Annotated in this window: 26 protein-coding genes; 21 read left to right on the top strand and 5 right to left on the bottom strand. The window is 74.4% G+C overall.

The window, feature by feature from the left end; all coding sequences use genetic code 11:
- The first annotated feature begins 17 nt into the window (after window positions 1-17).
- From typA to EV386_RS10295, 7 genes are all read left to right on the top strand, one after another.
- Window positions 18-1,937 carry a translational GTPase TypA gene (gene typA / locus EV386_RS10325; RefSeq protein ID WP_130414712.1) on the top strand — a complete coding sequence of 640 codons (1,920 nt, stop codon included), beginning with the start codon at window positions 18-20 and terminating at the stop codon, window positions 1,935-1,937.
- Window positions 1,938-1,977: 40 nt separating this feature from the next.
- Window positions 1,978-3,042 (top strand): PIG-L family deacetylase, encoded by a 1,065-nt coding sequence (locus EV386_RS10320; RefSeq protein ID WP_242607911.1) that lies wholly within the window; start codon window positions 1,978-1,980, stop codon window positions 3,040-3,042.
- Window positions 3,039-3,482, top strand: a complete 444-nt coding sequence (locus tag EV386_RS10315; RefSeq protein WP_242607910.1) for a hypothetical protein — start codon at window positions 3,039-3,041, stop codon at window positions 3,480-3,482. Before EV386_RS10320 ends, EV386_RS10315 begins: the two co-directional genes overlap by 4 nt.
- 178 nt (window positions 3,483-3,660) lie before the next feature.
- Entirely contained in the window at window positions 3,661-6,132 is a 2,472-nt protein-coding gene (locus EV386_RS10310) for a VanW family protein (protein ID WP_130414710.1), read from the top strand.
- A complete protein-coding gene (locus EV386_RS10305) occupies window positions 6,132-7,028 on the top strand; it encodes an ACT domain-containing protein (protein ID WP_130414708.1) in 897 nt (298 codons plus the stop codon). The genes EV386_RS10310 and EV386_RS10305 overlap by 1 nt, the downstream gene beginning before the upstream one ends.
- Window positions 7,025-7,987 (top strand): prephenate dehydratase, encoded by a 963-nt coding sequence (locus EV386_RS10300; protein WP_130414706.1) that lies wholly within the window; start codon window positions 7,025-7,027, stop codon window positions 7,985-7,987. Before EV386_RS10305 ends, EV386_RS10300 begins: the two co-directional genes overlap by 4 nt.
- Window positions 7,984-9,003, top strand: coding sequence for a prephenate dehydrogenase (locus EV386_RS10295; protein ID WP_242607909.1), 1,020 nt, complete (start codon window positions 7,984-7,986; stop codon window positions 9,001-9,003). The genes EV386_RS10300 and EV386_RS10295 overlap by 4 nt, the downstream gene beginning before the upstream one ends.
- 44 nt (window positions 9,004-9,047) lie before the next feature.
- Here EV386_RS10295 and EV386_RS10290 read toward each other — a convergent pair whose 3' ends face one another.
- Complete coding sequence (locus EV386_RS10290; protein ID WP_130414702.1) at window positions 9,048-9,329, bottom strand: DUF6725 family protein; 282 nt, start codon at window positions 9,327-9,329, stop codon at window positions 9,048-9,050.
- 141 nt (window positions 9,330-9,470) lie between these two features.
- Here EV386_RS10290 and fdxA point away from each other — a divergent pair, with 141 nt between their 5' ends.
- The 7 genes from fdxA (at window position 9,471) to EV386_RS10255 (ending at window position 16,748) form a co-directional block, all read left to right on the top strand.
- Window positions 9,471-9,788, top strand: a complete 318-nt coding sequence (gene fdxA, locus EV386_RS10285) for a ferredoxin (RefSeq protein ID WP_130414700.1) — start codon at window positions 9,471-9,473, stop codon at window positions 9,786-9,788.
- Window positions 9,789-9,815: 27 nt separating this feature from the next.
- A complete protein-coding gene (gene dapC / locus EV386_RS10280) occupies window positions 9,816-10,964 on the top strand; it encodes a succinyldiaminopimelate transaminase (RefSeq protein ID WP_130414698.1) in 1,149 nt (382 codons plus the stop codon).
- A 275-nt stretch (window positions 10,965-11,239) separates the two neighbouring features.
- Complete coding sequence (locus EV386_RS10275; RefSeq protein ID WP_130414696.1) at window positions 11,240-12,550, top strand: citrate synthase; 1,311 nt, start codon at window positions 11,240-11,242, stop codon at window positions 12,548-12,550.
- Window positions 12,551-12,795: 245 nt separating this feature from the next.
- Entirely contained in the window at window positions 12,796-13,920 is a 1,125-nt protein-coding gene (locus EV386_RS10270) for an ABC transporter substrate-binding protein (RefSeq protein ID WP_130414694.1), read from the top strand.
- A complete protein-coding gene (locus tag EV386_RS10265) occupies window positions 13,917-14,885 on the top strand; it encodes an ABC transporter permease (RefSeq protein ID WP_130414692.1) in 969 nt (322 codons plus the stop codon). Before EV386_RS10270 ends, EV386_RS10265 begins: the two co-directional genes overlap by 4 nt.
- On the top strand, window positions 14,882-15,685 hold the full coding sequence (locus EV386_RS10260; protein ID WP_130414690.1) for an ABC transporter permease: 804 nt from the start codon (window positions 14,882-14,884) through the stop codon (window positions 15,683-15,685). The genes EV386_RS10265 and EV386_RS10260 overlap by 4 nt, the downstream gene beginning before the upstream one ends.
- Before the next feature lie 7 nt (window positions 15,686-15,692).
- Window positions 15,693-16,748: an ABC transporter ATP-binding protein gene (locus EV386_RS10255; RefSeq protein ID WP_423219000.1), complete on the top strand. Its 1,056-nt coding sequence runs from the start codon at window positions 15,693-15,695 to the stop codon at window positions 16,746-16,748.
- A 24-nt stretch (window positions 16,749-16,772) separates the two neighbouring features.
- Here the strand turns inward: EV386_RS10255 and EV386_RS10250 are convergent, their stop codons facing one another.
- From EV386_RS10250 to dapD, 3 genes are all read right to left on the bottom strand, one after another.
- A complete protein-coding gene (locus EV386_RS10250; RefSeq protein WP_130414686.1) occupies window positions 16,773-17,339 on the bottom strand; it encodes a hypothetical protein in 567 nt (188 codons plus the stop codon).
- A gap of 84 nt (window positions 17,340-17,423) precedes the next feature.
- Window positions 17,424-18,371, bottom strand: a complete 948-nt coding sequence (locus tag EV386_RS10245; RefSeq protein ID WP_341272812.1) for a hypothetical protein — start codon at window positions 18,369-18,371, stop codon at window positions 17,424-17,426.
- The gene (dapD, locus tag EV386_RS10240) at window positions 18,368-19,351 is read right to left on the bottom strand and encodes a 2,3,4,5-tetrahydropyridine-2,6-dicarboxylate N-succinyltransferase (protein ID WP_130414684.1); all 984 of its coding nucleotides are present in this window, start codon (window positions 19,349-19,351) and stop codon (window positions 18,368-18,370) included. Before dapD ends, EV386_RS10245 begins: the two co-directional genes overlap by 4 nt.
- Window positions 19,352-19,396: 45 nt before the next feature.
- On the opposite strand from dapD, the gene dapE reads away from it, so the two are divergent.
- The 4 genes from dapE (at window position 19,397) to EV386_RS10215 (ending at window position 22,664) form a co-directional block, all read left to right on the top strand.
- Window positions 19,397-20,545: a succinyl-diaminopimelate desuccinylase gene (gene dapE, locus EV386_RS10235; RefSeq protein WP_423218999.1), complete on the top strand. Its 1,149-nt coding sequence runs from the start codon at window positions 19,397-19,399 to the stop codon at window positions 20,543-20,545.
- Between the two features lie 58 nt (window positions 20,546-20,603).
- Window positions 20,604-21,416 carry an LOG family protein gene (locus tag EV386_RS10230; RefSeq protein ID WP_130414682.1) on the top strand — a complete coding sequence of 271 codons (813 nt, stop codon included), beginning with the start codon at window positions 20,604-20,606 and terminating at the stop codon, window positions 21,414-21,416.
- Window positions 21,413-22,402, top strand: a complete 990-nt coding sequence (gene folP, locus EV386_RS10220; protein ID WP_207216510.1) for a dihydropteroate synthase — start codon at window positions 21,413-21,415, stop codon at window positions 22,400-22,402. Before EV386_RS10230 ends, folP begins: the two co-directional genes overlap by 4 nt.
- 94 nt (window positions 22,403-22,496) lie before the next feature.
- Window positions 22,497-22,664 (top strand): DUF3117 domain-containing protein, encoded by a 168-nt coding sequence (locus EV386_RS10215; protein ID WP_130414680.1) that lies wholly within the window; start codon window positions 22,497-22,499, stop codon window positions 22,662-22,664.
- A gap of 77 nt (window positions 22,665-22,741) precedes the next feature.
- Here EV386_RS10215 and EV386_RS10210 read toward each other — a convergent pair whose 3' ends face one another.
- Window positions 22,742-23,401 carry an O-methyltransferase gene (locus EV386_RS10210; protein ID WP_130414678.1) on the bottom strand — a complete coding sequence of 220 codons (660 nt, stop codon included), beginning with the start codon at window positions 23,399-23,401 and terminating at the stop codon, window positions 22,742-22,744.
- Between the two features lie 122 nt (window positions 23,402-23,523).
- Between EV386_RS10210 and sigE the strand changes: the two genes are divergently transcribed.
- From sigE to EV386_RS10195, 3 genes are all read left to right on the top strand, one after another.
- Entirely contained in the window at window positions 23,524-24,087 is a 564-nt protein-coding gene (gene sigE / locus EV386_RS10205) for an RNA polymerase sigma factor SigE (RefSeq protein WP_130414676.1), read from the top strand.
- Between the two features lie 43 nt (window positions 24,088-24,130).
- On the top strand, window positions 24,131-25,120 hold the full coding sequence (locus EV386_RS10200) for a zf-HC2 domain-containing protein (protein ID WP_130414674.1): 990 nt from the start codon (window positions 24,131-24,133) through the stop codon (window positions 25,118-25,120).
- Window positions 25,121-25,216: 96 nt separating this feature from the next.
- Complete coding sequence (locus EV386_RS10195; protein ID WP_130414672.1) at window positions 25,217-25,684, top strand: twin-arginine translocase TatA/TatE family subunit; 468 nt, start codon at window positions 25,217-25,219, stop codon at window positions 25,682-25,684.
- The last annotated feature ends 73 nt before the right edge of the window (window positions 25,685-25,757 follow it).

Here is a 25,757-nt window from a genome sequence, read left to right as displayed (position 1 = left end):
AGGAATCGAGACCTTAGATGGCTGTGCGCTCTGACCTGCGCAACGTCGCGATCGTCGCTCACGTCGACCACGGCAAGACCACCCTCGTGGACGCGATGCTCAAGCAGGCAGGCGCGTTCGGCGCCCACCAGCACGTCGAGGACCGCGTCATGGACTCGGGCGACCTTGAGCGCGAGAAGGGCATCACGATCCTCGCGAAGAACACCGCGGTCCGGTACACCGGCCCGTCGGCGGCCGCGCACGGTGAGCCCGAGGGCATCACCATCAACGTCATCGACACCCCCGGCCACGCCGACTTCGGCGGCGAGGTCGAGCGCGGCCTGTCGATGGTCGACGGCGTCGTGCTGCTGGTCGACGCCTCCGAGGGGCCGCTGCCGCAGACGCGCTTCGTGCTGCGCAAGGCGCTGGCCGCCAAGCTGCCGGTCATCGTCGTGGTCAACAAGGTCGACCGCCCCGACTCGCGCATCACCGACGTCGTGGGAGAGACCACCGACCTGCTGCTGGGCCTGGCCTCCGACCTGGCCGACGAGGTTCCCGACCTGGACCTCGACGCCATCCTCGACGTGCCCGTCGTCTACGCGGCGGCCAAGGTCGGCGCGGCCTCGCTGGCCCAGCCCGCCGACGGCTCCCTGCCGGACAACGACAACCTCGAGCCGCTCTTCGCGACCATCCTCGAGAAGATCCCCGCGCCCACCTACGACGAGGGCATGCCGCTGCAGGCGCACGTCACCAACCTCGACGCCTCGCCGTTCCTGGGCCGCCTCGCGCTGCTGCGCGTGTTCAACGGCACCATCCGCAAGGGACAGCAGGTCGCCTGGGCGCGCCACGACGGCACGCTGTCGACCGTCAAGGTCACCGAGCTGCTGGAGACCAAGGCCCTGGACCGCGTCCCGGCCGAGTCCGCGGGCCCCGGCGACATCGTCGCCGTGGCGGGCATCGCCGACATCATGATCGGCGAGACGCTGACCGACCTGAGCGACCCGCGCCCGCTGCCGCTCATCACGGTCGACGACCCCGCCATCTCGATGACCGTCGGCATCAACACCTCGCCGCTGGCCGGCAAGGGCGGCAAGGGCCACAAGGTCACCGCCCGCCAGGTCAAGGACCGCCTCGACGCCGAGCTCGTCGGCAACGTCTCGCTGCGCGTGCTGCCCACCGAGCGCCCCGACGCCTGGGAGGTCCAGGGCCGCGGCGAGCTCGCGCTGGCGATCCTCGTCGAGCAGATGCGCCGTGAGGGCTTCGAGCTCACGGTCGGCAAGCCGCAGGTCGTCACCAAGACCGTCGACGGCAAGGTGCTCGAGCCCATGGAGCGCATGACCATCGACGTGCCCGAGGAGTACCTCGGCGCGGTCACCCAGCTCCTCGCGCAGCGCAAGGGCCGCATGGAGACCATGTCGAACCACGGCACCGGCTGGGTCCGCATGGAGTTCATGGTCCCGGCGCGCGGCCTGATCGGCTTCCGCACCCGGTTCCTCACCGAGACGCGCGGCACCGGCATCGCCTCCTCCATCTCGGAGGGCTACGAGCCGTGGGCCGGGGCCATCGAGTCGCGCATGACCGGCTCGCTGGTCGCCGACCGCGCGGGCGTCGTGACGCCGTACGCCATGATCAACCTGCAGGAGCGCGGCTCGTTCTTCGTCGACCCCACGCAGGAGGTCTACGAGGGCATGATCGTCGGCGAGAACTCCCGCAACGAGGACATGGACGTCAACATCACCAAGGAGAAGAAGCTGACGAACATGCGGTCCTCGACCGCCGACACCTTCGAGAACCTGGTGCCCCCGCGCAAGCTCACGCTCGAGGAGTCGCTCGAGTTCGCGCAGGAGGACGAGTGCGTCGAGGTCACGCCTGAGGTGGTGCGCATCCGCAAGGTCGTGCTCGACGCGACCGAGCGCGCCCGTTCCGCGGCCCGCGCCCGCGCCGCGGCCAAGGCCTGACCCTCCCCGCACGGGGGCTCGTGGTGCTCGGGCGGACGGCGTGACGGCCCTGGAGGCGCCCGCGGGCGGCGCGGGCTGGCCCGCGCTGCCCGGCGGGCTTGTCGCGGTGCACGCCCATCCCGACGACGAGACCCTCTCGACGGGAGCGCTGATCGCGTCGTTCGCGGCCGCCGGGCTGCCCGTGACGGTGGTGACCTGCACGCGCGGTGAGCGCGGGGAGGTCATCGCGCTGCCCGGCACGACGTCGGCGGGGCTCGCCGCGCTGGAGGGCGACGGTCCCGCGCTGGCCGCGCACCGCTCGGGTGAGCTCGCCGCCGCGCTGCTGGCTCTGGGCGGCGGGCGCCCGGGCGCCGTGCGGCACGTGTTCCTGGACGAGTTGCCGCCTTCGGCTTCGTCCGACGACGGCGGCGCGGGCGCGCGGTTCGAGGACTCGGGCATGGTGTGGCTCGCGCCCGGGGTCGCGGGCGGCGACCCCAAGGCCGTCGGCGGGTTCGTCCGTGTGCCGCTCGACGACGCCGCCGCGCGCCTCGCCGCGCTCGTGCGGCGCCTGCGCCCGTCCGTCGTCGCGACCTACGAGCCGGGCGGCGGGTACGGGCACCCGGACCACGTGCGCGCACACGACGTGACCGTGCGGGCGCTCGCGCTCGCCGCGGATGAGGTGCGGCGGCCCGCGCTGTGGCGGCGTGTCGAGCCCGTCAGCGTCGTGCTCGGCCACCGGGCGGCGCTCGCCGCCGACCCGGCGGTGCGGGCGCTCGCGGACCGCGCCGGGCTGAGCCTTCCGGCCGCCGACGACCCGCTGCCTGCCGTCGCGCGCGTGGACGAGGCGCTTGCGGGCGCCGCGGCGTCGGGCGACCTGGCCACCGTCGAGGTGCGGCCCGTCCTCGACCGCGTGCTCGCGGCCATGGCGGCGCACGCGACACAGATTCAGCACGCACAGGCTCACGACGCCGCGCAGGCTCACCGCGCCACGCTCCGCGAGGGTGGCGTGGCGGACCCGCTCGGGTTCTACGCCCTGTCGAACGGTGTGCTGGCCGCTGTGGGCGCGCGCGAGACATACCTGGTCGCACGAGACGCCCAGGTGACGTCGGTAGGCTCCGCCAGGTGAGCGACATCGAGTTCCCCGGAGCCGACGAGCCGGAGACCGTCTCGCCCGAGCCTGCGCGGCCCGCGGGCGCGGGCAGGATCGCGGCACGGCTGATCCTGGCGGTGGCGCTGGGAGGCACGATCGCCGCGCTCGGCACCGCGACCCACCGCACGCTGTGGCACGGCCTGCCGATCGGCCTGGTGCTCGCGCTCGCCCTCACGGCGTCGTCGGGTGTGCTCGCCCGCGCCTGGGCGGGGCTCGCGACGCTCGCCGGCGCCGCGGTCGGTTGGCTCGTCGTCGCACAGGTGCTCGCGCTGCCCGGTCAGGGCGGAGACGTGCTGGTCACGAACCCGAACGCCGCGCTCCCGGTCGCCTGGGCGGGGATCGCGTGGACCTACGGCGGCGTCGTGGCGCTCGGCGTCGTCGCATTCCTCCCGCGCCGGTGGTTCGCCCGGCGCTGAGAGGAACCTTCGCTGAACCTCCACGTCCGTGGGCGACGTCGCTCCGGCGGCGGTCGCGGTCTCGCGCGTAGGATCGCGAGGTCACCTGAGGCCGTCCAACGGCCGACATGTGCCCCAGCACCACCCTCTGCGACCGCCGGTCACGGCGGCCGCACGACGACCCCACGGAGCGAACTCGATGGGCCAGCCGACCGAGCGCAGCAGCGCGCCCGAGCCGAACGAGACCGGGACGGTCGGCGCGCCCGCGCCCGCGCCAGCGCCCGGCCCCGACGCCCTGGACGAGGACATCCCCTACGTTCCTCCGGTCAAGGCGTACGAGCGCCCCGCGGTCGGCTACCGCCCCCCGGCGGCGAGTGTCGAGACCTCCCCGCCGACGCAGGCGCTGCCCACGTTGAGGCCCGCACGCCCCCGGCCGACGTCGGCCGCCTCCGGCCTGGCCGCGACCGGCCACGCGTCGGGCCCGTCCGGGCCCGATCAGCCGGCCGATCAGCCTGTGCCCGATCAGTCTGTGCCCGATCAGTCTGTGCCCGATCAGTCTGTGCCCGCTCGGCCGAGCGCGTCTGCGGCGAGCGCGTCGCCGTCGCCCGAGCCGGCGTCGTCGGCGCCGCGACCCGCGCCGGCGGGACCCGAGTCCGCGCCGACCCTCGCGGGGCCCACGTCCACCGTCGCGGCGCCCTTTTCGGGCGACCCTGCGCCGCCCGCCGCGTCGCCCGCCGCGTCGCCCGCCACCGCCGTGCCCGGGCAGACCGCGTCCTCGACCGAGCCCGCCGTGGACCGCACCTCGATCCTGCGCCCCGCCGTCGAGCGGCCGACGTCGCCGTTCTCCCCGGTCACGCCTCAGGCGGGGCCGAGCCCGCTCGGCGCCCCATCCCTCCTGCCGCCGACCGACTCCGAGGGGTCCGCCCTGGGCGGCGCGAGCGTGCTCGGCCCGCTCGTGGGCGACGGGCAGCCGAGCCGCGCGCCGCGCGCGCTGCTGTGGACGGGCGTCGTCGCCGTCGTCGTCGCAGGTCTGTACACGGGCGCGCAGTGGCTGTACGCCGACAAGGTGCCCACCGACACGCATGTCGCGGGCGTCGACCTGGGCGGCCTGTCGCACGCCGACGCGATCGCACAGCTCGAAGTCGGGCTCGCGGCCCGCGCCAAGGAGCCGATGCAGGTCACGGCGGGTGACGCGCACACCACGCTCGACCCGGCGGACGCCGGGCTCACGCTCGACGCCGAGGCCACGGTGAGTCAGGTGACGGGGTTCTCGCTGCGACCGGACCGCCTATGGGCGCACCTGGTCGGCGGCAAGGACGTCGACCCGGTCCTTGCGGTGGATGAGGCCAAGCTCTCCGCCGCCGTCGACGACCTCGTCGACGGGCTGGCCACGACCCCGGTCGACGGCACCGTCGCGTTCCTCGACGGCCAGGCCGTCGCGACCCCGGCCACGGACGGCACGCGCATCACCCCGGAGCCGGCCGAGCAGGTGCTGCGCACCCGGTGGCTGCGGGACTCTGGCCCGTTCGACCTGCCGACCGAGGCGGTCGCCCCCGAGATCACGCAGCAGGAGACCGACGCGGCGCTCGCCCAGGCGCAGAAGATCGTCTCGGCCCCCGTCGTGGTCGCCGTCGGGGACCAGCATCCCGAGCTGCCCGCCGACGCCCTGGCCGCTGCCGTGTCGTTCGCGCCCACCGACGGCGCTCTGGCCCCCGCCTTCGACGGCGCCTCGCTCGTCAGCGCGGTGGTCGCGCGCACCAACAACCTGCTCACGGACCCCGACGACGCCCACTTCGAGTTCCAGGGCGGGCGCCCGGTCGTCGTCGGCGGCGAGTCGGGCACGACGCTCGACCCCGACGCCCTCGCCTCCGCAGTGGGCGCCGCGGCGCTGGGCGACGATCGCACCGCCGCCGTCGACCTCGTCGAGCGCGCGCCCGAGCAGAGCCGTGAGGCGCTGGAGGCGCTGGGCGTCACCGAGGTGGTCAGCAGTTTCGACACGCCGCTGACGGCCGAGCCGATCCGCACGCAGAACCTGCGTCGCGGCGCCGAGCTGCTGACGGGCCACCTGATCAAACCGGGTGAGACCTTCTCGCTGCTCGACGCGCTCGGCCCGGTCACCGTCCAGAACGGCTACAAGGCCGCAGGCGTGATCAGCAACGGCGTGCACACCGAGGGCGTGGGCGGCGGGCTGTCGCAGATGGCGACGACCACGTACAACGCGGGGTACTTCGCGGGCTTCGAGGACGTCGAGCACCGCCCCCACTCGGTGTCGTTCACGCGCTACCCGCCCGGGCGCGAGGCGACGATCTTCGTCGGCTCGCTCGACCTGAAGTTCAAGAACAACACGCCGTACGGCGCCGTCATGCAGTCGTACATCGACGGCGGACGCCTGTACGTGCGGGTGTGGAGCACGCCGTACTTCCGCGTCGAGACGTCGGCGAGCCCCAAGAGCAACGTCGTGCCCACCACGACGGTGCACCGCTCGGGCGCCGGCTGCGTCTCCTACCCGGGCGGACAGCCGGGCTTCACGATCACCAACTACCGTCAGGTGTTCCACGGTGACGAGAAGGTCATCGACGAGAAGTTCACCTGGACGTACAAGCCCGACAACCCCGTCGTGTGCGACGCGCCCTCGGCGGCCGCGGGCGACGCCGACTCCGCGGAGAACTGATGCTCGGACGCATTGAGCGGGAGTCGCCCGCGCACGCAGCCCTCGCGGCCCAGGCGGGCGGCTGGTCGGGCCTCGTGGTGCCCGACGGCGGCGCCCCCGCGGCGGCCGGCCCCCAGGAGCTCGTCGAGCTGCTCGACCTGGGCACCGCCGACGACACGCTCGCGACGGTCGCGAGCATCGCTGACCTGGCCGCCGTCGTGCACCTGGGCCACCCCGAGCAGCCGGCCCCGGCGCTCGAGGAGGCGCTGCTGGCGGGCGACACGTCGCTCATGGTCACGGCGGCCGCCGCGGTGCGCACCCAGTGGGTGTGGGTGGGCCACCCCGAGGCGACCGGTGGCGCCGTCGTCATCGACGAGTCAGGGCTGCGCGACTGCCGTGACGTGCTGCGCACACTGGGCGTCAGCCCGCGCCTGGTTCCGGCGCGCACGCCGATCGACGAGCGCGTGGCGATCGCGGGGCCCGACGGCTCGCTCGTCGTCGAGCGTCCACGCGTGCCGGCCGGGCTCGTGGAGCTCGCCGGCTCCGAGCGCCTCGGCGCGCTGCCGCCCGTCTGGTACGGCCTGCTGGAGTCGCGCGACGTGTGGCCGCGGTTCGCCGGGCCCGCCCAGGTGTGGTTGGCGTTCGGGCCGTACGACGACCACCGCGGTTCGCTTCAGCCGACGCTCGCGGTGATCGCGGACGCGGGCGTCGATCTGCAGCACCTGCGCTCGCACCCCTCGCAGATGGGGCCCCACGTGTTCTTCACCTCGTTCCTGTGCCCACGCGTGGAGGTGCTCGACGCGCTCGCCGCGGACCTCGACACGCGCGGCGTCGCGCACCGCACGCTCGGCGTCCTGCCGGGGCAGGGTTTCGTGCCCGGCCCCGCCGCGCTCACCCCGCGGTGGGCGGGCGCGTGAGCGCCGGCGACCTGGTCGCCTACCTGGGGCCCGAGGGCACCTTCACGCACCAGGCCGTCCTGGAGTGGGCGGCGCGCGCCGGGGACACGCCGGGCCGCGCGCAGGCGCTCGAGTCCGTCGTCCAGGTGCACGACGCCGTCGCCTCGGGCGCCGCGGCGCGCGGCGTCGTCGCGATCGAGAGCTCGGTCGAGGGCTACGTCGTCCCCTCGGTCGACGCGCTGCTCGGCTCGGCCGGGGTTGTCGCCGTCGACGAGGTGGTGCTGCCGATCTCGTTCGACGCGTTTGTGCGGCCCGGGCACGGCACGCTGACCGAGGCGACCGCGCACCCGCACGGGCTGGCCCAGGTCTCACGGTTCGTGACGGCGCGCGGGCTGCGGCCCGTGCCGGCGTCGTCCAACGCCGCGGCGTGCCGCGATGTGGGCGCGCACCAGGTGGCGTTCGGGCCGCGCGTGTGCGGCGAGCTGTACGGGCTGGAGACGCTCGCGCAGGGCGTCGAGGACTTCGGCGGGGCGCGCACACGGTTCCTGGTGCTGGCCAGGCGCGGCGAGGCGCCTGGCGTGCTGGCCGCGGCGCGCGCGGGCGCCGACCCGGCCGCGACGGCGTGGCGCACCATGCTCGCGGTGACCCCCGTGGTCACCGGCCCGGGCGTGCTCGCGCGCATCACCGCGGCGTTCGGCGAACGCCGCGTCAATATGTCGTCGCTGGTCACGCGACCGCTCAAGGCGCGTGCGCTGCAATATGTCTTCGTGATGACGTTCGACGCCGCGCCCTGGGACCCGTCGGCGCGGGGGCTGTTGGGCGACCTGCTCGCTGCGGGCGACTCGCTCAAGGTGCTGGGGGTTTACCCGAGCGACCCGAGCGAGGGCGGGCTCGACGGCGTGCTGCCCGACCATGTGCCGCTCGGGTCGGTTGACGCTGGCGCGCAGGCGGGGGCGCTCGACCGGGGCCTGTTGTGGTGACCGGCCCGTTCACGCGGATCGCGGTGCTCGGCCTGGGCCTGGTGGGCGGCTCACTCGCGCGCGTGTTGGCCGCGCGCGGGCTCGACGTCGTCGGCCATGACGTGGACCCCGCCACCGTCGCGGCGGCCCGCGCCGCGGGCCTGGACGCGACGGGCTCGCTCGCCGACGCCGTCGCGGGCGCCGATCTGGTGGCGCTCGCGGTGCCGCTGCGGGCGATGCGTGCGACGGCGGCCGAGGTCGCACGCTGCGCGAGGGGTGACTTCACGCTCACCGACGTCGGCAGCGTCAAGGGCCCGGTGCGCCAGGCCGTCGAGGCCGCCGGGCTGGGCGAGCGGTTCGTGGGCGCTCACCCGATGGCGGGCACCGAGCACAGCGGGTTCGCGGCCTCCTCGCCGGGGCTGCTCGACCGCGCGCCGTGGGCGGTCACCGTGCCGGGGACCGGCGGTACGGGCGGCCGGGGCCGCGCGGACGGACCTGTCGGCGTCGTCTCGCCCGACCGGCTCGAACGGCTGCTGCGCCTGGTCACGGGGCCGCTGCGGGGCACCGCGGCGGTGCTCACCGACGAGGTGCACGACGAGGCCGCCGCCCTTGTCAGCCATGTGCCGCACGTGCTGGCGACCCAGATCCTCAACGCCGTCGCGGGCGCGCCGGTGCGCGAGGCCGCGCTGGGGTTGGCCGCGGGCTCGTTCCGCGACGGCACCCGCGTGGCGTTCACCGATCCGGCGCGCACCGAGGCGATGGTCACCGAGAACGCGGCGTGGGTGGCGCCCGCGCTGCGCAAGGCGGTGCGCGACCTGGAGGCGCTTGTGGCGGCGCTGGAGACCAACGCGCCCGTGCATGGGTTCTTCCACGCGGCCGACCAGGTGCGCGCGCAAGGGCGGGCGGGGGAGCGCACGCTCGTGGAGGCCGAGCCCGTCGCCCTGACCGGGGACTGGCCCGCGGCGCTCGCCGCCCGGTGCGCCACGGGCGCCGTCGTGACGGGGTTGACGGACGCCGAGGCGCTCCTGGCGCGCTGAGGCGTGGGCGCGTGGGCGCGTGGACGACTCGCGCGGTCGCGACGCTAGCGTGGGCGCCGCGGGGCGCGGCGCGCGGGACGCGGTCCGATCCGCTTGACCGCCTCGATCTCACCTGCCGCGACGCTGACCTCGCGCGGTGAGGGGTCGCGCGGCGCGTCCGTGCGCAGGCTCAGCCCCTCGTCGTCGACCGCCAGAACGACGCCGATGATGTCGGTCCACACCGCGCCGCGGCCCTCGGCCCGCGCGCGGGCGGCCTCGGTCGCGTCCAGGCGCCGCCGCACGACGACGCGTGCGCCTGCGGGCAGGTCGCGCCAGGGGGTGTGCACGGCTGTGGACCTCCTCGGGTGCTGGGTGGGGTGGTGGTCAGTGGGTTCGATCACCGGGTTCGATCATCGGCGGCGATCGCGTGACGAGATCGCCGGACGCCGTGGCCGTCGCCCTCCCGTCCCGATATTAGAGTGAGCCTCGTGACCTACGTGATCGCTCAGCCGTGCGTCGACGTCAAGGACAAGGCGTGCATCGAGGAGTGTCCCGTCGACTGCATCTACGAGGGCAACCGTTCGCTGTACATCCACCCGGACGAGTGCGTCGACTGTGGCGCCTGTGAGCCGGTGTGCCCGGTCGAGGCGATCTACTACGAGGACGACGTGCCCGAGCAGTGGAAGGACTACTACGCGGCCAACGTCGAGTTCTTCGACGACCTCGGCTCGCCCGGTGGCGCCGCCAAGCTGGGCCAGATCGACAAGGACCACGCGCTCATCGAGTCCCTGCCGCCCCAGGCCTGAGCCGCCGCGACGAGGGCGACGACACGCATGGGACTCAGTGACCTCCGCGCCTTGCCCTACCCCTGGGACACGCTGGCGGACGTGGCCGCGCTGGCCCGCAGCCACCCCGGCGGGCTCATCGACCTGTCGGTCGGCACGCCCGTCGACCCCACGCCGCCCCTCGTGCGGGCCGCGCTTGAGGCGGCCTCCGACGCTCCCGCCTACCCGCTGACCTACGGCACGCCCGCACTGCGCGAGGCGGTCGCCGCGTGGTTCGCCCGACGGCGCGGTGTGCCCGACATCGATCCGGCGGGTGTGCTGCCCACGCTCGGCTCCAAGGAGCTGGTGGGCCTGGCGCCGTCGCTGCTGCGCCTGGGCGCCGGTGACGTCGTCGTGCACCCCGCGATCGCCTACCCGACCTACGACGTCGGGGCTCGGCTGGCGGGTGCGACGGCGCTGGCGACCGACGACGTCGAGGAGTGGGCCCACCGGGGCGACGTGCGGCTGGTGTGGGTCAACAGCCCCTCGAACCCGACGGGCGCCACCGCGGATGTGGCGCACCTGCGGCGTGTGGTCGCCGCCGCGCGCGCGGCGGGCGCCGTCGTGGTCTCGGACGAGTGCTACGCGCAGCTTCCGTGGGCCGCCCACCTGAGCGCGGCCGACGGCACACCGCGCGTGCCGAGCCTGCTCGACCCCGCCGTCACGGACGGTGACCACACGGGGCTGCTGGTCGCGTACTCGCTGTCCAAGCAGTCGAACCTGGCCGGGTACCGTGCGGCGTTCGTCGCGGGCGACCCGGCGCTTGTCGCCGACCTGCTGGCCACACGCAAGCATCTGGGCATGATCGTGCCGCGCCCGGTGCAGGAGGCCATGCGGGTCGCGCTCGGCGACGACGCGCACGTGGCGGCGCAGCGCGCCGTGTACGGGCGTCGCCGCCAGACGCTGCTCGCGGCGCTGGCGGCGTCCGGGTGGGCGGTCGACCACTCCGAGGCGGGGCTGTATCTGTGGGCGCGCCCGGCCGACCCGGACGACCGGGCCAGCAGCCGCGAACTGGTCGCCCGTCTGGCCCGGCTGGGCATCCTGGCCGGCCCGGGGGTGTTCTACGGCAGTGCGGGCGATGGGCACGTGCGGATCGCGCTGACGGCGACCGACGCGGCGATCGACCAGGCGGGAGTCCGCCTGCGCGCAGGAATGTGACCCACGACACATCGCTTGCCAACGCCTTGCCCGTTCATGACGGGAGTCTTGCTCGGTTCTTGCCGTGAACCGTTCGCGGCGCGAGGATGGCAGTGTCCGCGGCGTGGTCGCGGATTGGAATCTTGACGTGACGCGGGGGTAAGTTCCCCCACACCGGCCGACGTCGCCTGGGTGCCAGGCAGGTTGACGCACCGCGGCCGGGCACAAGAGCCGCGGCGTGCGTCAGGACGCGTGCGGCGGTCTCCAGTCGAGTTGCGGCTCGCAGGAAGGACACCATGACGATCACCTCCCAGCCCGTGCAGGGCGTCTCGGCCGATCTCTCGATCGGTGAGCGCAGCGTCGCGCTTCCCGTCGTCGACGCGACCGAGGGCAATAGCGGCCTCGTCGTCTCGTCGCTGCTGCGGGAGACGGGCCTGGTCACCTACGACCCGGGCTTCATGAACACGGCCTCGACGTCGTCGGCCATCACCTACATCGACGGCGACCAGGGCATCCTGCGCTACCGCGGCTACCCGATCGACCAGCTCGCCGAGCGGTCGACCTTCCTGGAGGTCGCCTACCTGCTCATCTACGGCGAGCTCCCCGACGCCCGTGCGCTCGACGCCTTCACCGAGCGCGTCAACCGGCACACGCTGGTGCCCGAGCAGTTCCGCGGGTTCCTGGCCGCCTTCCCGCGCGGCGGGCACCCCATGTCGATCATGGCGTCAGCGATGAACGCGCTCGCGACGTTCTACCCCGAGTCGCTCGACCCGCACGACGATGACGCGGTCGACCTCGCCACGGTGCTGATCCTCGCCAAGATCCGCACGATCACCTCCTATGTGCACCGCTCGATGCGCGATGAGCCGCTGCTGTACCCGGACTACGCGCGCGGGTACGTCGAGGACTTCCTGCGCATGTCCTTCGCCGTGCCGTACCAGCAGTGGGACGCGGACCCGGTCGTGGCCTCCGCGATGGACAAGCTGCTCATCCTGCACGCCGACCACGAGCAGAACTGCTCGACGTCGACCGTGCGGATCGTGGGCTCGTCGAACGCCAACCTCTACGCCTCGGTCGCGGCCGGCATCAACGCCCTGTCGGGCCCGTCGCACGGCGGCGCCAACGAGGCCGTGCTGCTGATGCTCGAGCGCATCCGCTCGGGCGGTGACTCGGTCGAGACCTTCATGAAGAAGGTCAAGAACAAGGAGGACGGCGTTCGACTCATGGGCTTCGGCCACCGGGTCTACAAGTCGTACGACCCGCGCGCCGCGATCGTCAAGAAGCACGCCGACGCGGTGCTCGACTCGCTCGGCGCCAAGGACGAGCTGCTCGACATCGCCCGCGGCCTGGAGGAGATCGCGCTGAGCGACGACTACTTCGTCGAGCGCAAGCTCTACCCCAACGTCGACTTCTACACGGGGCTGATCTACAAAGCGATCGGGTTCTCGCCGGTCATGTTCACGCCGCTGTTCGCGCTGGGCCGCATGCCCGGCTGGATCGCCCAGTGGCGCGAGATGATGAAGGACCCGACCACCAAGATCGGCCGTCCGCGCCAGATCTACACGGGCGAGACCGAGCGCGACTACCTGCCGATCGCCCAGCGCTGAGCCCCGGCGCCTGACGGCCCCGCCCCCCCCCTCGCCGGGGGGCGGGGCCGACGTCATGAGCGGGCGTGTTCCACCTTGTGCGAAGGTGTGCGTTTGCTGAGAAATCACCACAAGAACGCAGTGAGAACTTCATTCGCTGGTCGGATCGCGTTCACCCACCGTCCCTAGCGTCCGTTGACGACCCTGGCCCCCGCGCCCCGCTGTCGCGGGCGTGGCGGCCGCTTCATCGTCAAGGGAGAACCTTCGTGCTCCGCACCACCGCGCGCCGTACCGTCGGCGCCGCACTGCTCGCCACCGCCGCGATCGCCCTGTCCGCTTGCGCCTCCAGCACCCAGGCCGGATCGCGTGACTCGAAGGCGGCCACCGCCACCTCGGTCTCCGACTTCGGTTCGTTCGCCGACCTGGAGGCCGCGGCCAAGGCCGAGGGCGCGCTCAACGTCATCGCCCTGCCGCGCGACTGGGCGAACTGGGGCGAGATCATCGACGCGTTCGCGGCGGCCTACCCCGAGATCACCGTGACCGAGCAGTCTCCCGACGTCTCCTCGGCCGAGGAGATCCAGGCCGCGACCACCAACAAGGGCCTCGACACCGCGCCCGACGTGTTCGACCTCGGCCTCGGCGTGGCGCTGGCCAACACCGACGCGTTCGCGCCCTACAAGGTCCGCACCTGGGACGAGATCCCGGCCGAGCTCAAGGAGCCGAGCGGGCTGTTCGTGGGCGACTACGGCGGCTACATGTCGATCGGCTACGACTCGGCGCGATTCCCGGCGCCGGCCTCGCTGCGCGACCTGGCCAAGCCCGAGTACAAGGGCGCCGTCGCGCTCAACGGCGACCCGACCCAGGCGGGCGCGGCCTTCGCCGCCGTCGGCCTGGCCACGGTCCAGGACGGCGGGACGCTCGACGACTACCAGACCGGCGTCGAGTTCTTCGCCGACCTGCAGGAGGCGGGCAACCTGCTCAAGGTCGACGTGACCACGGCCACGGTCGCCTCGGGCGAGACGCCCGTCGTCTTCGACTGGGACTACCTCAACGCGGCGCACGCGGCGGCCAACCCGGCGTGGAGGACCGTCATCCTGCCGGGCACGGGCTACGCGGGCTACTACAACCAGGCGATCAACAAGGACGCCCCGCACCCCGCGGCCGCGCGGCTGTGGCAGGAGTTCCTCTACAGCGACGAGGTCCAGAACCTCTGGCTCAAGGGCGGCGCCCGCCCGGTGCGCGCCGAGGCCATGGACGCCGCCGGAACGATCGACGCCGCGCTCTACGCGGACCTGCCGAGCGCCCCGGCGACGACGGTCGTGCCGACCAAGGAGCAGGGCGCCCAGGCCGGCACGCTGCTCGGCGACATCTGGGCCGCGGCCGTCCAGTGACGGCTGTCAGCCAGGGTGTGCCCGCGGCTCACGCCGCGGGCACACCCGCCGCCCCGCCCGCGCCGCCGCCGCACTCGCCGCCCTCTGCGACCGCGGCCCCCGCCCCGGCGCACCGCGTCCGCGGCGCGCTCGCCGCCCTCGGCCTGGTCCCGTTCGCCGCCTACGTGCTGGCCTTCCTCGCGCTGCCGACGGCGCTGGCCGTCGGCAGCGGGTTCGTGGACGCCGACGGCGGCCTGACCGCGCACAACCTCAGCGCACTGGCCGACCCCGTCGTGCTGCGCACCTTCGGCGCGTCGCTGTGGCTGTCCGCGCTCAGCGCCGTCGTCGGCGCGCTGCTCGGCGCCGCGATCTGCTACGCGCTGCTCGGGCTGCGCCCGGGCCACCCGGCGCGCTCGGTCGTCGAGGCGGCATCCAGCGTGCTCGCGCAGTTCGGCGGCGTCATGCTCGCGTTCGCGTTCATCGCCACGATCGGACTTCAGGGCCTGGTGACCCTGTGGCTCAAGGACGGACTCGGGATCGACATCTTCGCGGGCGGCGCCTGGATCTACGCGCTGCCCGGTTTGATCGCCCCCTACATCTACTTCCAGACGCCCCTCATGGTCATCACCTTCCTGCCCGCTCTCACCGGGCTCCAGACGCAGTGGTACGAGGCCGCCCTCACGCTCGGCGACACCCGCGCCGGGTTCTGGCGGCATGTCGGACTGCCCGTCCTGGCGCCGTCGTTCCTGGCCAGCCTGCTGCTGCTGTTCGCCAACGCGTTCTCCTCCTTCGCCACGGCCGCCGCCCTGGCGAGCCAGGGCGCGCAGATCGTCCCGCTGCAGATCCGCGCCGCCCTCGTCAGCGAGACCGTGCTGGGGCGCCAGAACCTCGCCGGGGCGCTCGCGCTTGGCATGGTCGTGGTCATGGCCGCCGTCATGTGGCTGTACTCGCGCGCGGCCCGCCGCGCCGCGCGGTGGCGGCGATGAGGCGGGGGCTGGGGCCCGGCCCCGCGACCCGCACGGCCATCGCCCTCGTGGTCGGCGCGGTGTTCCTCGTGCCGATCGCCTCCATGGTCGAGTTCACGCTGCGCGACGGGGATGGGCACTCGCTGGTCCACTGGGCGACGCTGTTCGACCCCGCGGGCGCCGGCAAGTACGCGCCCATCCGCGAGGGGCTGGTGAACTCGCTCGTGCTGGCCGCGGTCACGGTGGCGATCGTGCTGCTGCTGCTCGCCCCGACCATGGTGCTGGTCACCCTCCGGCTTCCGCACCTGCGCCGCCCGTTCGAGCTGCTCGCGCTGCTGCCCGTGTCGCTGCCCGCGATCGTGCTGGTGGTGGGGCTCGCTCCGATCTACCGCGTCATCGGGCAGACCATCGGCACGGGCGTCTGGTCGCTCGCGCTCGCCTACGGTGTCACGGCGCTGCCGTACGCGCACCGCTCGATCCAGGCCGCGATCGACGCGATCGGCGTGCGCACGCTCGCCGAGGCGGCCCGCACGCTCGGGTCTGGGTGGCCCACCGTGCTGCTGCGCGTGCTCGCCCCCAACCTGCGCGGCGGGCTGCTGACCGCCTCGCTCATCTCGGTCGCGGTCGTGCTGGGGGAGTTCACGATCGCGTCGCTGCTGGCGCGGCAGAACCTGCAGACCGCGCTGTTCGTCGTCAACCGCCAGGACCCGTACGTCGCGGTGATCCTGTCGCTCCTGGCCCTGGCCCTCGTGTTCGTGCTGCTCCTGGCCATCGGCCGGGCGGGCGCGCGCGGGTCGGGCGCCCGCCCGGAAGGATCCTGAGATGCCCATGACCCAGACCGCCCCCACGTCGCGCGCGGCCGCGGACGTCACCTTCGAGGGCGTCGTGAAGGAGTTCGGGGCCACGCGCGTGCTGCACGGCGTCGATCTGGCCGTCCGCCCGGGCGAGCTCGTCTGCCTGCTGGGACCCTCGGGCTGCGGCAAGACGACGGCGCTGCGCGTGCTGGCCGGGCTTGAGCAGGCCACGGCGGGCGCGGTGCGGATCGGCGGCCAGGACGTCTCACGGGTGCCGACGCACCGCCGCGACGTGGGCATGGTGTTCCAGGCGTACTCGCTGTTCCCGCACCTGAGCGTGCGGGCCAACACCATGTTCGGCCTGCGCCGACGGGGCGTCGAGCGTCGCGAGGCGGCTCGCCGGGCCGACGACGCGCTCGGCCTCGTCGGACTCGACCACCTGGCCGAGCGGTATCCGCACCAGCTCTCGGGTGGGCAGCAGCAGCGCGTCGCCCTCGCCCGGGCGCTCGTGACCGCGCCGCGCGTGCTGCTGCTCGACGAGCCGCTGTCGGCGCTCGACGCCAAGGTGCGCACGGGCCTGCGCGACGAGATCCGCCGACTCCAACTGCGTCTGGGCATCACCACGGTGTTCGTCACGCACGACCAGGAGGAGGCCCTGGCCGTCTCGGACCGCATCGCCGTCATGGACGCGGGGCGGATCGAGCAGGTCGGCGCCCCCGAGGAGCTCTACCTGCGGCCGGCCTCACCGGCGGTCGCGGCATTCGTCGGGCATTCGAGCGTGCTCCCGGCCGACGTCGTGGGCGGGCGCGCGCATGTGCTCGGCGCGGTGGCGCCGGTGCTGGGGGAGCGGGCCGACGGACCCGCCGAGGCCTTCGTGCGGCCGGAGAACGTGCGCCTGCTCGACGCCACCGACACGGCGGGCGTGGCGGGCACGGTCGAGGAGTCGATGTTCCTCGGCAGTGTGCGCCGTACGCTCGTGCGCACCGCCGACGGACACCTCGTGCGGGTCCAGCACCGCGCCGGTGAGCGCCTCGCCTTCGGCGAGAGCGTGCGCGTGGCGCTCGACGACGTGCCGCTCGCCGTGCGCTGAGGGGCGCGCGTCCTCGGTCCGGACTCAGCCCAGGTACAGCAGCCGGATGGCGCTCGTGATCGACTTGAGCTCCTGCGTCGTGTAGACCGCCTCGGGCTCGGCCGTGACCGCGCCCTCCTCCAGCGTGCTCCAGTGCCACAGCGGGCGCACGCGCCCCTCGGGCCCGTCCTCACGCAACTGCAGGTCGACCCACACCGCGTAGCGGTATCCGTAGCGCAACTGCACCGAGCGCACGGCCGCGAGGTCGGGCGCGCCCGTCTCGTCCGAGGCGAAGTCGGTCGAGAGCGCGACCAGCAGCAGGTTGTCCTCGGGGCCCACGCGACCGCGCCGGTGCACGATGAGGTCAGGGGCGCGCTGCGCGCCCTCGCCGAACGCCATCGAGGGCTCGCGGGCCGCGCCGCTGCGCTCGTAGTCGCAGTCGACGTCCCACGACTCGTCGATCATCGGGCGCACGTACCAACCGAGGTGGAACGCGATCGACCGCTCGCTCGGCGCCGAGGTGCCCGTCTTGGGCGTGAACAGCCCCCACTCGTTCGTGAGCGTGGTGGTCAGCGCGATGCGGACGCGTGCTTGGACATCGTGCAGGAGCATGATCGAACGCTATCGGCGCGTCGCCGACGGCGCAGAGTCTGGCGTCGTGCGCGCGGGTGGATGCCGCGCAAGGCCTGGGTCGGCTCAACGCGCGACGGCGACGCGCGCCTCCACGACGCCGTCCGGCAGCGCCGCGCCGTCGACCGGCGTCCACGCGGCCCCGTCGCCCTGGCCCGCGCGCACGCCGTCGGCGCGCGTCCAGCGCAGGCCGGCGACACGGACCTCGACGACGTCGGTCACGCTCGCGGTCGCCACAGCCCACTGCCCGGCCGCCCAGCCCGCGCGGGCAGCGTCTCCGGTCGCCAGCCCCGACGCCTGCACCGTGAGGGTCGCGGCGCCGTCGCCGGCCGCCTGGACGGTGACCGCCTCGGCGCTCAGGCCCAGGTCGCGCAGCGCGCGCTCGCGCAGGCTCGCGGCGACGGCGTCCACCGAGCGGGGCGCGCGGACCGGGCCGAGCTCGCACGACACGACCGCGGGCGAGTGGCCCGTCAGTCCCGACGCCCACGCGCGTGCGCGCGTCTCATGCTGCGCGTACGCCTCGGGGAAGCCCGAGCGCTGCACGGCCTGCGCGGCGACCGTGACCTCCAGGTCCTGGTACCCGGGGACCTTGACGAGCGCGTCGTAGAAGCGGTCGGTCGCGTACAGCGGGTCCATGACCTGCTCGGGCGCGCCCCAGCCCTGCGACGGGCGCTGCTGGAACAGGCCCAGCGAGTCACGGTCGCCGTAGTCGACGTTGATGAGCTTCGACTCCTGCAGCGCGGTCGCCAGCGCGATGGTCGCCGCACGCGCCGGAAGGCCGCGGCGCACCGAGGCGCCTGCGACCAGCGCCGCGTTCTCGGCCTGAGCCGGGGACAGGTACCAGTCGGAGCCGTCGAGGCTCGCCGAGCAGCGCTCGCGCACCGGGGAGTCGCCCGGGCGCAGCCACAGCCAGCCCGCGGCCGCCAGCACCGCGACGAGCCCGAAGGCGAACGCCGCGCGGGCTCGACGCCGGCGAGCGCGTGCGGCGCGGGCGCCCACCGGGCGGGGGGTCACTGCGCGTGCAGCGCGGCGTTCAGCTCGACCCCGACCCCGGCGCGCGCGAGCACCTCGATGCTCCCCGTGGTCGAGTTGCGGCGGAACAGGAGCCCCGGCACGCCCGACAGCTCACGCGCCTTGACCACGCGCGGCCCGCCGTCGTCGGCCTTCTGCCCGACCACGGCGACCTTGGTGCCCGCGGTCACGTACAGGCCCGCCTCGATGACCGAGTCGGCGCCGAGCGCGATGCCCGCGCCGGCGTTGGCGCCCAGCAGCGCGCGCTCGCCGATGACGACGCGCTCCTTGCCGCCGCCCGACAGCGTGCCCATGATCGAGGCGCCGCCGCCGATGTCGGCGCCGTCGTGCACCACGACGCCCTGCGAGATGCGGCCCTCGACCATCGAGACGCCGAGCGTGCCCGCGTTGAAGTTGACGAAGCCCTCGTGCATCACGGTGGTGCCGGGCGCGAGGTGCGCGCCCAGGCGCACTCGGTCGGCGTCGGCGATGCGCACCCCCGACGGCAGCACGTAGTCGACCATGCGCGGGAACTTGTCGACGCCGAACACCGTCACGGGGCGGGCGTTGGCCGCGCGCAGCCGGGCGCGCGTGGCCTCGAAGCCGTCGACCGCGCACGGCCCGGCGTCGGTCCACACCACGTTCGCGAGCGCGCCGAAGACGCCGTCGAGGTTGATCGAGTTGGGGACCACCAGCCGGTGGGAGAGCAGGTGCAGGCGCAGGTAGGCGTCCGCCGCGTCACCGATCGGCGCGTCCAGGTCGACCACGGTGCGCACGACGACGGTCTCGACGCCGCGCGCCTCGTCACGCCGCGCCAGCGCCGTCAGGTGCGTGGGGGCCACGGCCGACTCGGCGGGCTCGCCGAGCGCGGGCGCCGGGTACCAGGTGTCGAGCGTGACGGGCTCCTCGGAGCCCAGGATCTCGGGCAGGGTCACGGTCGCGAGGCCATAGCCCCAGGCGGTGCGGGCGGGGGAGTCGCTCATGGCCCCCAGCCTATCCGTGGCGGGTAGCCTCGCCCCGTGCCGTCCATCGATCTGACACCCGCCGCCGACCTGCTCACCCTCGCCGAGGCGGCGCGTCCCGGCGGGCCGGGACAGGACCTCGTCGCACTCCTGGCCGCGGTGTGCGACATCGAGTCGGTCTCGGGCGACGAGGGCCCGCTCGCCGACGCCGTCGAGACGATGCTGCGCGCCCAGCCGCACCTGGAGGTGCTGCGTGACGGGAATGCGCTCGTCGCGCGCACCCACCTGGGACGCGAACGCCGCGTCGTCGTCGCCGGGCACCTGGACACCGTGCCGCTGGCCGACCCGCCCAACCTGCCCACGCGGCTGGTCGACGGCGAGCTGTGGGGCCGCGGCACGGTCGACATGAAGGCGGGCCTGGCGCTCATGCTCGCGCTCGCGGTCGACCTCGGCCGCCCCGGAGCGCTGCCCACCTGCGACCTGACCTGGGTGTTCTACGACCAGGAGGAGGTCGAGGCGGTGCGCAACGGCCTGGGCCGCCTGGCCCAGCGGCGCCCCGACCTGCTCGAGGGCGACTTCGCGATCGTCGGTGAGCCGTCCGACGGCGGCATCGAGGGCGGGTGCAACGGCACGGTGCGCGTCGAGGTGCGCACGCGGGGCGTCGCCGCGCACTCGGCGCGCGCCTGGGTCGGCGTCAACGCGATCCACCTCGCCGCGCCGATCCTCGACCGCCTCGCGGCCTACGTCCCGGCCGAGGTCGACGTCGACGGGCTCGTGTACCGCGAGTCGATGAGCGCCGTCGGCATCCGCGGCGGCGTCGCGGGCAATGTCGTGCCCGACACGTGCGTGGTCACGGTCAACTACCGCTTCGCGCCGTCGCGCTCGGTCGAGGAGGCCGTCGCCCACCTGCGTGAGCTGTTCGCGGGCTTCGAGGTCGAGGTGACCGACGCCGCGGGCGGCGCCCGGCCCGGGCTGGACGCGCCGCTCGCCGCCGCGTTCGCGCAGGCCGTGCTGGCCACGACGGGCGGCGCCCCACGCCCCAAGTACGGGTGGACCGACGTCGCCCGGTTCGCAGGGCTGGGCATCCCGGCGGTCAACTTCGCCCCCGGCGACCCGCTGCTGGCCCACAAGGACGACGAGCGCGTGCCCGTCGCGCAGCTCGCGCCGTGCCGTGACGCGCTGCGGGCGTGGCTGTTGGCGGCCCCTGACGCGTGAGCGCGGGTGAGTCGCGTTCTCCCGTCGAATCCTGGGGCGCCGCCGTAGGCTGACGCGCATGAGTGCGACCGACGACGGTGTGGCCCAGAAGGGCGCCGGCTACCGCAAGGGTCCTGTGCTGCTGCGCGGAGGGCAGATCCCGTCGCAGACCACCGACCAACGCCTGCTGTCCGGAGGCGACGGCGCCGACTGGCTGCACAACGACCCCTGGCGCGTCATGCGCATCCAGTCGGAGTTCGTCGAGGGATTCGGCGCGCTCGCCGAGGTCGGGCCGGCCGTGTCGGTGTTCGGCTCGGCGCGCACGCCGCGCGACCACGCCGACTACGCGGCCGCCGAGCGCGTGGGCCACGACCTCGTCGAGGCGGGGTACGCCGTCATCACCGGCGGCGGGCCGGGCATCATGGAGGCGGCCAACAAGGGAGCGTCACAGGCCGGCGGCCTGTCCATCGGCCTCGGCATCGAGCTGCCCTTCGAGCAGGGCATGAACGACTACGTCAACCTCGGCGTGAACTTCCGCTATTTCTTCGCGCGCAAGACGATGTTCGTCAAGTACGCCCAGGGCTTCGTCGTCATGCCCGGCGGGTTCGGCACCTTCGACGAGCTGTTCGAGGCCCTCACCCTCGTCCAGACCCACAAGGTCACCGGGTTCCCCATCGCGCTGGTCGGGTGCGACTACTGGGGCGGGCTGCTCGACTGGCTGCGAGGACCCGTGCTGGAGCGCGGCACGATCTCGGAGCCGGACCTGCGGCTGCTGCACCTGACCGACGACCCCGACGAGGCCGTGGAGTACGTGCGCGTGCGGGCCGAGGAGATCGCGGCCGAGGAGCGCGCCGCGGCGGCCGCCGCCGTCGACCTGAGCCCCGAGGCGTGAGCGACCCCGGCGCCGCGCCCGCCCCCGGGCCCGGCGCCGCGCCGCCCGCGGGAGCGGCGCTGGTGCTGCGCGGACGCGAACTGGGCCTCACCCGCACCCCGAGCACCGGCCTACCCGCGCACCGCGCGGTGATCATGGCGATCGTCAACCGCACCACCGACTCGTTCTACGCCCCGGCCCGGCTGCCCGACGACGCCGCCGCGCTCGACGCCGCGCACCGCGCGTGGGAGGCCGGCGCCGAGATCCTCGACGTCGGCGGGGTGCGAGCGGGCGTGGGACCCGAGGTCGACGAGGCCGAGGAGATCCGGCGCGTCGTCCCGTTCGTCGCGCGCGTGCGCGCGGAGGTGCCCGACCTCATGGTCTCCGTCGACACGTGGCGGGCAGGGGTCGCGCGCGAGGCCATCGCGGCCGGAGCGGACCTGATCAACGACACCTGGGCCGGCGCCGACCCCCACCTCGTCGAGGTCGCGGGCGAGGCCGGTGTCGGCGTCGTCTGCTCACACACCGGGGGAGCGGCGCCGCGCACCGACCCCCACCGCGTCACCTATCCGCTGCCCCCCGACGCGCCCGCGGACGCCGACCCGCGCGACGGCGTGCTGCTCGACGTCGTCGCGACACTGCGCCGCGAGGCCGCGCGCGCCGTCGAGTGCGGGGTGCCGCCCGCGAGCGTGCTCGTGGACCCCACGCACGACTTCGGCAAGAACACGTGGCACTCGCTCCACCTGCTGCGCCGCACGCAGGCGATCGCCGCGCTCGGATATCCGCTGCTCATGGCACTCAGCCGCAAGGACTTCGTCGGCGAGAGCCTCGGGCTGCCGCCCGACGAGCGGCTGGAGGGCACGCTCGCAGCGACGGCGCTCGCGGCCTGGATGGGCGCTCGCGTGTTCCGCGCCCACGACGTCGCGGCGACCCGGCGCGTGCTCGACCTCGTCGCCGTGGTGCGTGACGAGGCGGTCCCCGCGCAGGTCCTGCGCGGTCTCGCCTGAAGGTCCATGAGCGTATCGGGTTCCGGACAGGTGCATTGGTTGAACTAGACTGGTGCAGGCAAGACGACCGCACAACGGAAATGGAGTGCCACAGATGGCTGCGATGAAGCCGCGTACGGGTGACGGCCCCTTGGAGGTCACCAAGGAGGGACGTGGCATCGTCATGCGGGTCCCGCTGGAGGGCGGTGGCCGTCTGGTCGTCGAGCTCAACGCCACGGAGGCGAGCGAGTTGGGCGACGCCCTTCAGGCCGTCGTCGCCTGAGACTCTCACTGACAACGCCCGCGAGCGCGGGGCAGGACTCCTGCCCCGCGCTCGCTGTCTGCGCGGCGCCCGGCCGCTCAGGCGGGGCGGCGGGTCGCCAGGAGCAGACCGTCACCGACCGGCGCCAGGCCGCAGATCAGCCGTTCGTCGGCTCGCACGGCCCGCCCGAGCGCTCGGACCGCCGTCGTGACCTCGTCGCGCCGCGCCGGGTCCGCCACCTGCCCGCCGTGCAGCGCGCCGTCCACGGCGAGCATGCCCCCGGGGCGCAGCAGGCGGACGGCGTCGTCGAGATGGTCGCCGCTCATCGCGGGATCGCCGCCCAGCAGCACGAGGTCGTAGGCCGCGTCCGCCAACCGCGGCAGCACATCCGCGGGGCGACCCGGGATCGTGCGCGTGCGCCGCGGCGCCAGCCCCGCGTCGTCGAACGCGATCCGCGCGGCGCGCAGGTGCTCGCGCTCGGAGTCGATCGTCGTCAGCACGCCGTCGTCGGGCATCCCCCGCAGCAGCCACAGCGAGGCGACGCCCGCACCGGCGCCGACCTCGACCGCTGCGCGCGCGTGCAGCGCGGCGGCCAGCACCGACAGCAGCGCGCCCACGCCCGCGGACACCGCCCGACACCCGAGTTCGGCGGCCCGCTCGCGCGCGGCGAGCAGCGCCTCGTCCTCGGGAACGAACCCTTCGGCGTACAGCCACGACGCGGTGCGGTCGTGGGCGGTGAGGTCGGCCGGGGCGGGCAAGGGGCTGTCGGCGTGCGTGATGATGCGATCCTTTGGCGGGACGGGCGGACGTCTGGTGAAGGAGTGACCACGGAAGTGGACGGCCCGCTGGGATGCTAGCGCCCCGTGGCACGATGGACCCGATGACACCGCTGCACGCGATCGACGCGCCCGACGTCGCGCCCGAGGCCGGCGTCTGGACGCCGCCCACCTGGGACGCGATCGTGCGCGAGCACTCGGCGCGCGTCTACCGGCTCGCCTACCGCCTGACCGGAAACCGCCAGGACGCCGAGGACCTCACCCAGGAGACGTTCCTGCGCGTCTTCCGCTCGCTGTCGGGCTACACGCCCGGCACCTTCGAGGGCTGGCTGCACCGGATCACCACCAACCTCTTCCTCGACTCGGTGCGCCGCGCCAAGCGTGTGCGGATGGACGCCATGGGCGACGACGCCGGGCAGTTCCCCGACGACGACGCGCGCGGGCTGCCCGAGCGCGGGTTCGAGCACGCGCACCTCGACAACGACGTGCAGGCCGCGCTCGACCGGCTGAGCCCCGAGTTCCGCGCGGCCGTCGTGCTGTGTGACATCGAGGGCCTGTCGTACGAGGAGATCGCGGTGACCCTCGGCGTCAAACTCGGCACCGTGCGCTCGCGCATCCACCGCGCCCGCGCGCAGTTGCGCCGCGACCTGGCCCACCGGAGGGCCTGATGCGCCCGGTGTCACGACGGGCCGCTCGGCGGGAGCGTGGACGATGAGCGCGCGTGTTCCCGGGCACCTGGGCGACTGGCTCAGCCCGCTGGCGGACGGGCAGCTCGCGCCCGCGCAGGCCGAGCGCGCCCTCGCCCACATCGCGGTGTGCCCCGCGTGCGCCGCGGGGTTGGCGGCCGAGCGCGAGGCGCGCCAGGCGCTGGCCGCAGCCGCCGACGTCGCCGCGGCGCCCGACCTCACCGACCGCCTCATGGCGTTGTCGGCGAGCGTGCCCTCCGTCGCCGGCGACCCGCTGCGCGAGCCGCCCACCGGGTCGTGGCCCGTGGCCCCGGCCGGGACGGCGGCCTTCACGCCCCCGCTGTCGGGCGACCTCATGGCCGTGGCACGACGTCGCCGCGTGCGCCGCGCCCTGTCCGTGGGCGTGAGCGGGATCGGCGTCGCCGCGGCCGCGCTTTTCTCGGTGGGTGACGTCCCGGTCATCGTGCCCGACCCGGCCCCTGCGCAGGCCCTCACGCTGCTCGCGCGCACCGGCGCCGACGCCGACGCCCCGGGCGACGACGTTCTGGGCGCGGCGCTCGCCGCCTCGCGCGTGACATCTGGCCGCGACGCCGCGGCGTTCGACTGGGTCGCGGCGCAGGGCTGGGTGCGGCCCGCGACGCTGCCCGACGGCCTCGACGTCTCGACGCTGCGACTGCTGGGCGAGCGCGCCGACGTGCTCGAGATCGACCTCGCGGGTGCGGCGGGCCACGTCGTGGCGCGTGAGCAGCGCGGGCGCCTCGACGCCGGCGCGGCCGGTGGGCACACCGAGCGGATCGGCGGCCGCGACGTGACGGTGCTGTCGAGCGAGCCGTGGCACGTGGCCTGGCAGGCGGGCGACGTCGTCGTCGACCTCGCGGCCGACGTGCCGCGCGAGGTGCTCGGCGCGGTGGTGGCCGCCTTCCCCGCCGACGGCTACGACCCCGGCGTGCTCTCGCGCATCGGGAGAGGGTGGTGCTCGGTGCGCGGCGCCCTGGCTCGGACGGCAGGGGAGTAGACCCGGCGACAAGCCCCGCGGGGATTGCCAGCGCGGACTGCGCGCTTGGGGCGCCGGGCGACCGGGGCTGCGGCGCGCGCGGCTAGGCTGGCGGGCGTGGTCGACATCAACGGCGGCGAGCTGCTCATCATCGCGCTGCTCGCGGTGGTGCTCATCGGTCCCGAGCGCCTGCCGCAGTACGCGGCGCAGCTCGCGCGGCTCGTGCGGCGGGCCAAAGCCTTCATGGCGGACGCCAAGGAGCGCGTGGCCGACGAGCTCGGCCCCGAGGTCTCCGACGTCGACTGGTCGAAGCTCGACCCGCGCCAGTACGACCCGCGGCGCATCGTGCGCGACGCGCTGCTCGACGACGGGCCACTGCTGCCCGGGCTCGGGGGCGCGGCGAGCGCGCGGGCCGCGACGCACGCTTCGACGCCCGCGACGCAGTCCGCCACCCACCCCGCGACGGCGGCGCGATCGGCCGCCGAGGCGGCGCCCGCCAGCCCCGCCGGGTCCACCGTGCGGGGAGCGGCGGCGGGAGCCGCGCCGGGCACGAGCGGCGCGCCGTTCGACCCCGACGCCACCTGAGCGACGCCACCTGAGCGCGACGCCCGACCCGGTCCGCGTTTCGGTCAGCACGCGTGACCTGTCAGAATGAAGA

It is taken from the genome of Xylanimonas ulmi (assembly GCF_004216535.1).
In the GTDB taxonomy this organism is placed as follows: Bacteria; Actinomycetota; Actinomycetes; order Actinomycetales; family Cellulomonadaceae; genus Xylanimonas; species Xylanimonas ulmi.
This window is presented reverse-complemented; position numbering and strand designations above follow the sequence as displayed.

Bases quoted from the DNA above. Each gene is read 5' to 3' on its own strand.
- typA (WP_130414712.1), top strand. From the start codon at position 18: ATGGCTGTGCGCTCTGACCTGCGCAACGTCGCGATCGTCGCTCACGTC.
- EV386_RS10310 (WP_130414710.1), top strand. From the start codon at position 3,661: ATGGGCCAGCCGACCGAGCGCAGCAGCGCGCCCGAGCCGAACGAGACC.
- EV386_RS10305 (WP_130414708.1), top strand. From the start codon at position 6,132: ATGCTCGGACGCATTGAGCGGGAGTCGCCCGCGCACGCAGCCCTCGCG.
- dapC (WP_130414698.1), top strand. From the start codon at position 9,816: ATGGGACTCAGTGACCTCCGCGCCTTGCCCTACCCCTGGGACACGCTG.
- EV386_RS10275 (WP_130414696.1), top strand. From the start codon at position 11,240: ATGACGATCACCTCCCAGCCCGTGCAGGGCGTCTCGGCCGATCTCTCG.
- EV386_RS10260 (WP_130414690.1), top strand. From the start codon at position 14,882: ATGAGGCGGGGGCTGGGGCCCGGCCCCGCGACCCGCACGGCCATCGCC.
- EV386_RS10255 (WP_423219000.1), top strand. From the start codon at position 15,693: ATGACCCAGACCGCCCCCACGTCGCGCGCGGCCGCGGACGTCACCTTC.
- EV386_RS10250 (WP_130414686.1), bottom strand. From the start codon at position 17,339: ATGCTCCTGCACGATGTCCAAGCACGCGTCCGCATCGCGCTGACCACC.
- dapD (WP_130414684.1), bottom strand. From the start codon at position 19,351: ATGAGCGACTCCCCCGCCCGCACCGCCTGGGGCTATGGCCTCGCGACC.
- EV386_RS10230 (WP_130414682.1), top strand. From the start codon at position 20,604: ATGAGTGCGACCGACGACGGTGTGGCCCAGAAGGGCGCCGGCTACCGC.
- EV386_RS10215 (WP_130414680.1), top strand. From the start codon at position 22,497: ATGGCTGCGATGAAGCCGCGTACGGGTGACGGCCCCTTGGAGGTCACC.
- sigE (WP_130414676.1), top strand. From the start codon at position 23,524: ATGACACCGCTGCACGCGATCGACGCGCCCGACGTCGCGCCCGAGGCC.
- EV386_RS10200 (WP_130414674.1), top strand. From the start codon at position 24,131: ATGAGCGCGCGTGTTCCCGGGCACCTGGGCGACTGGCTCAGCCCGCTG.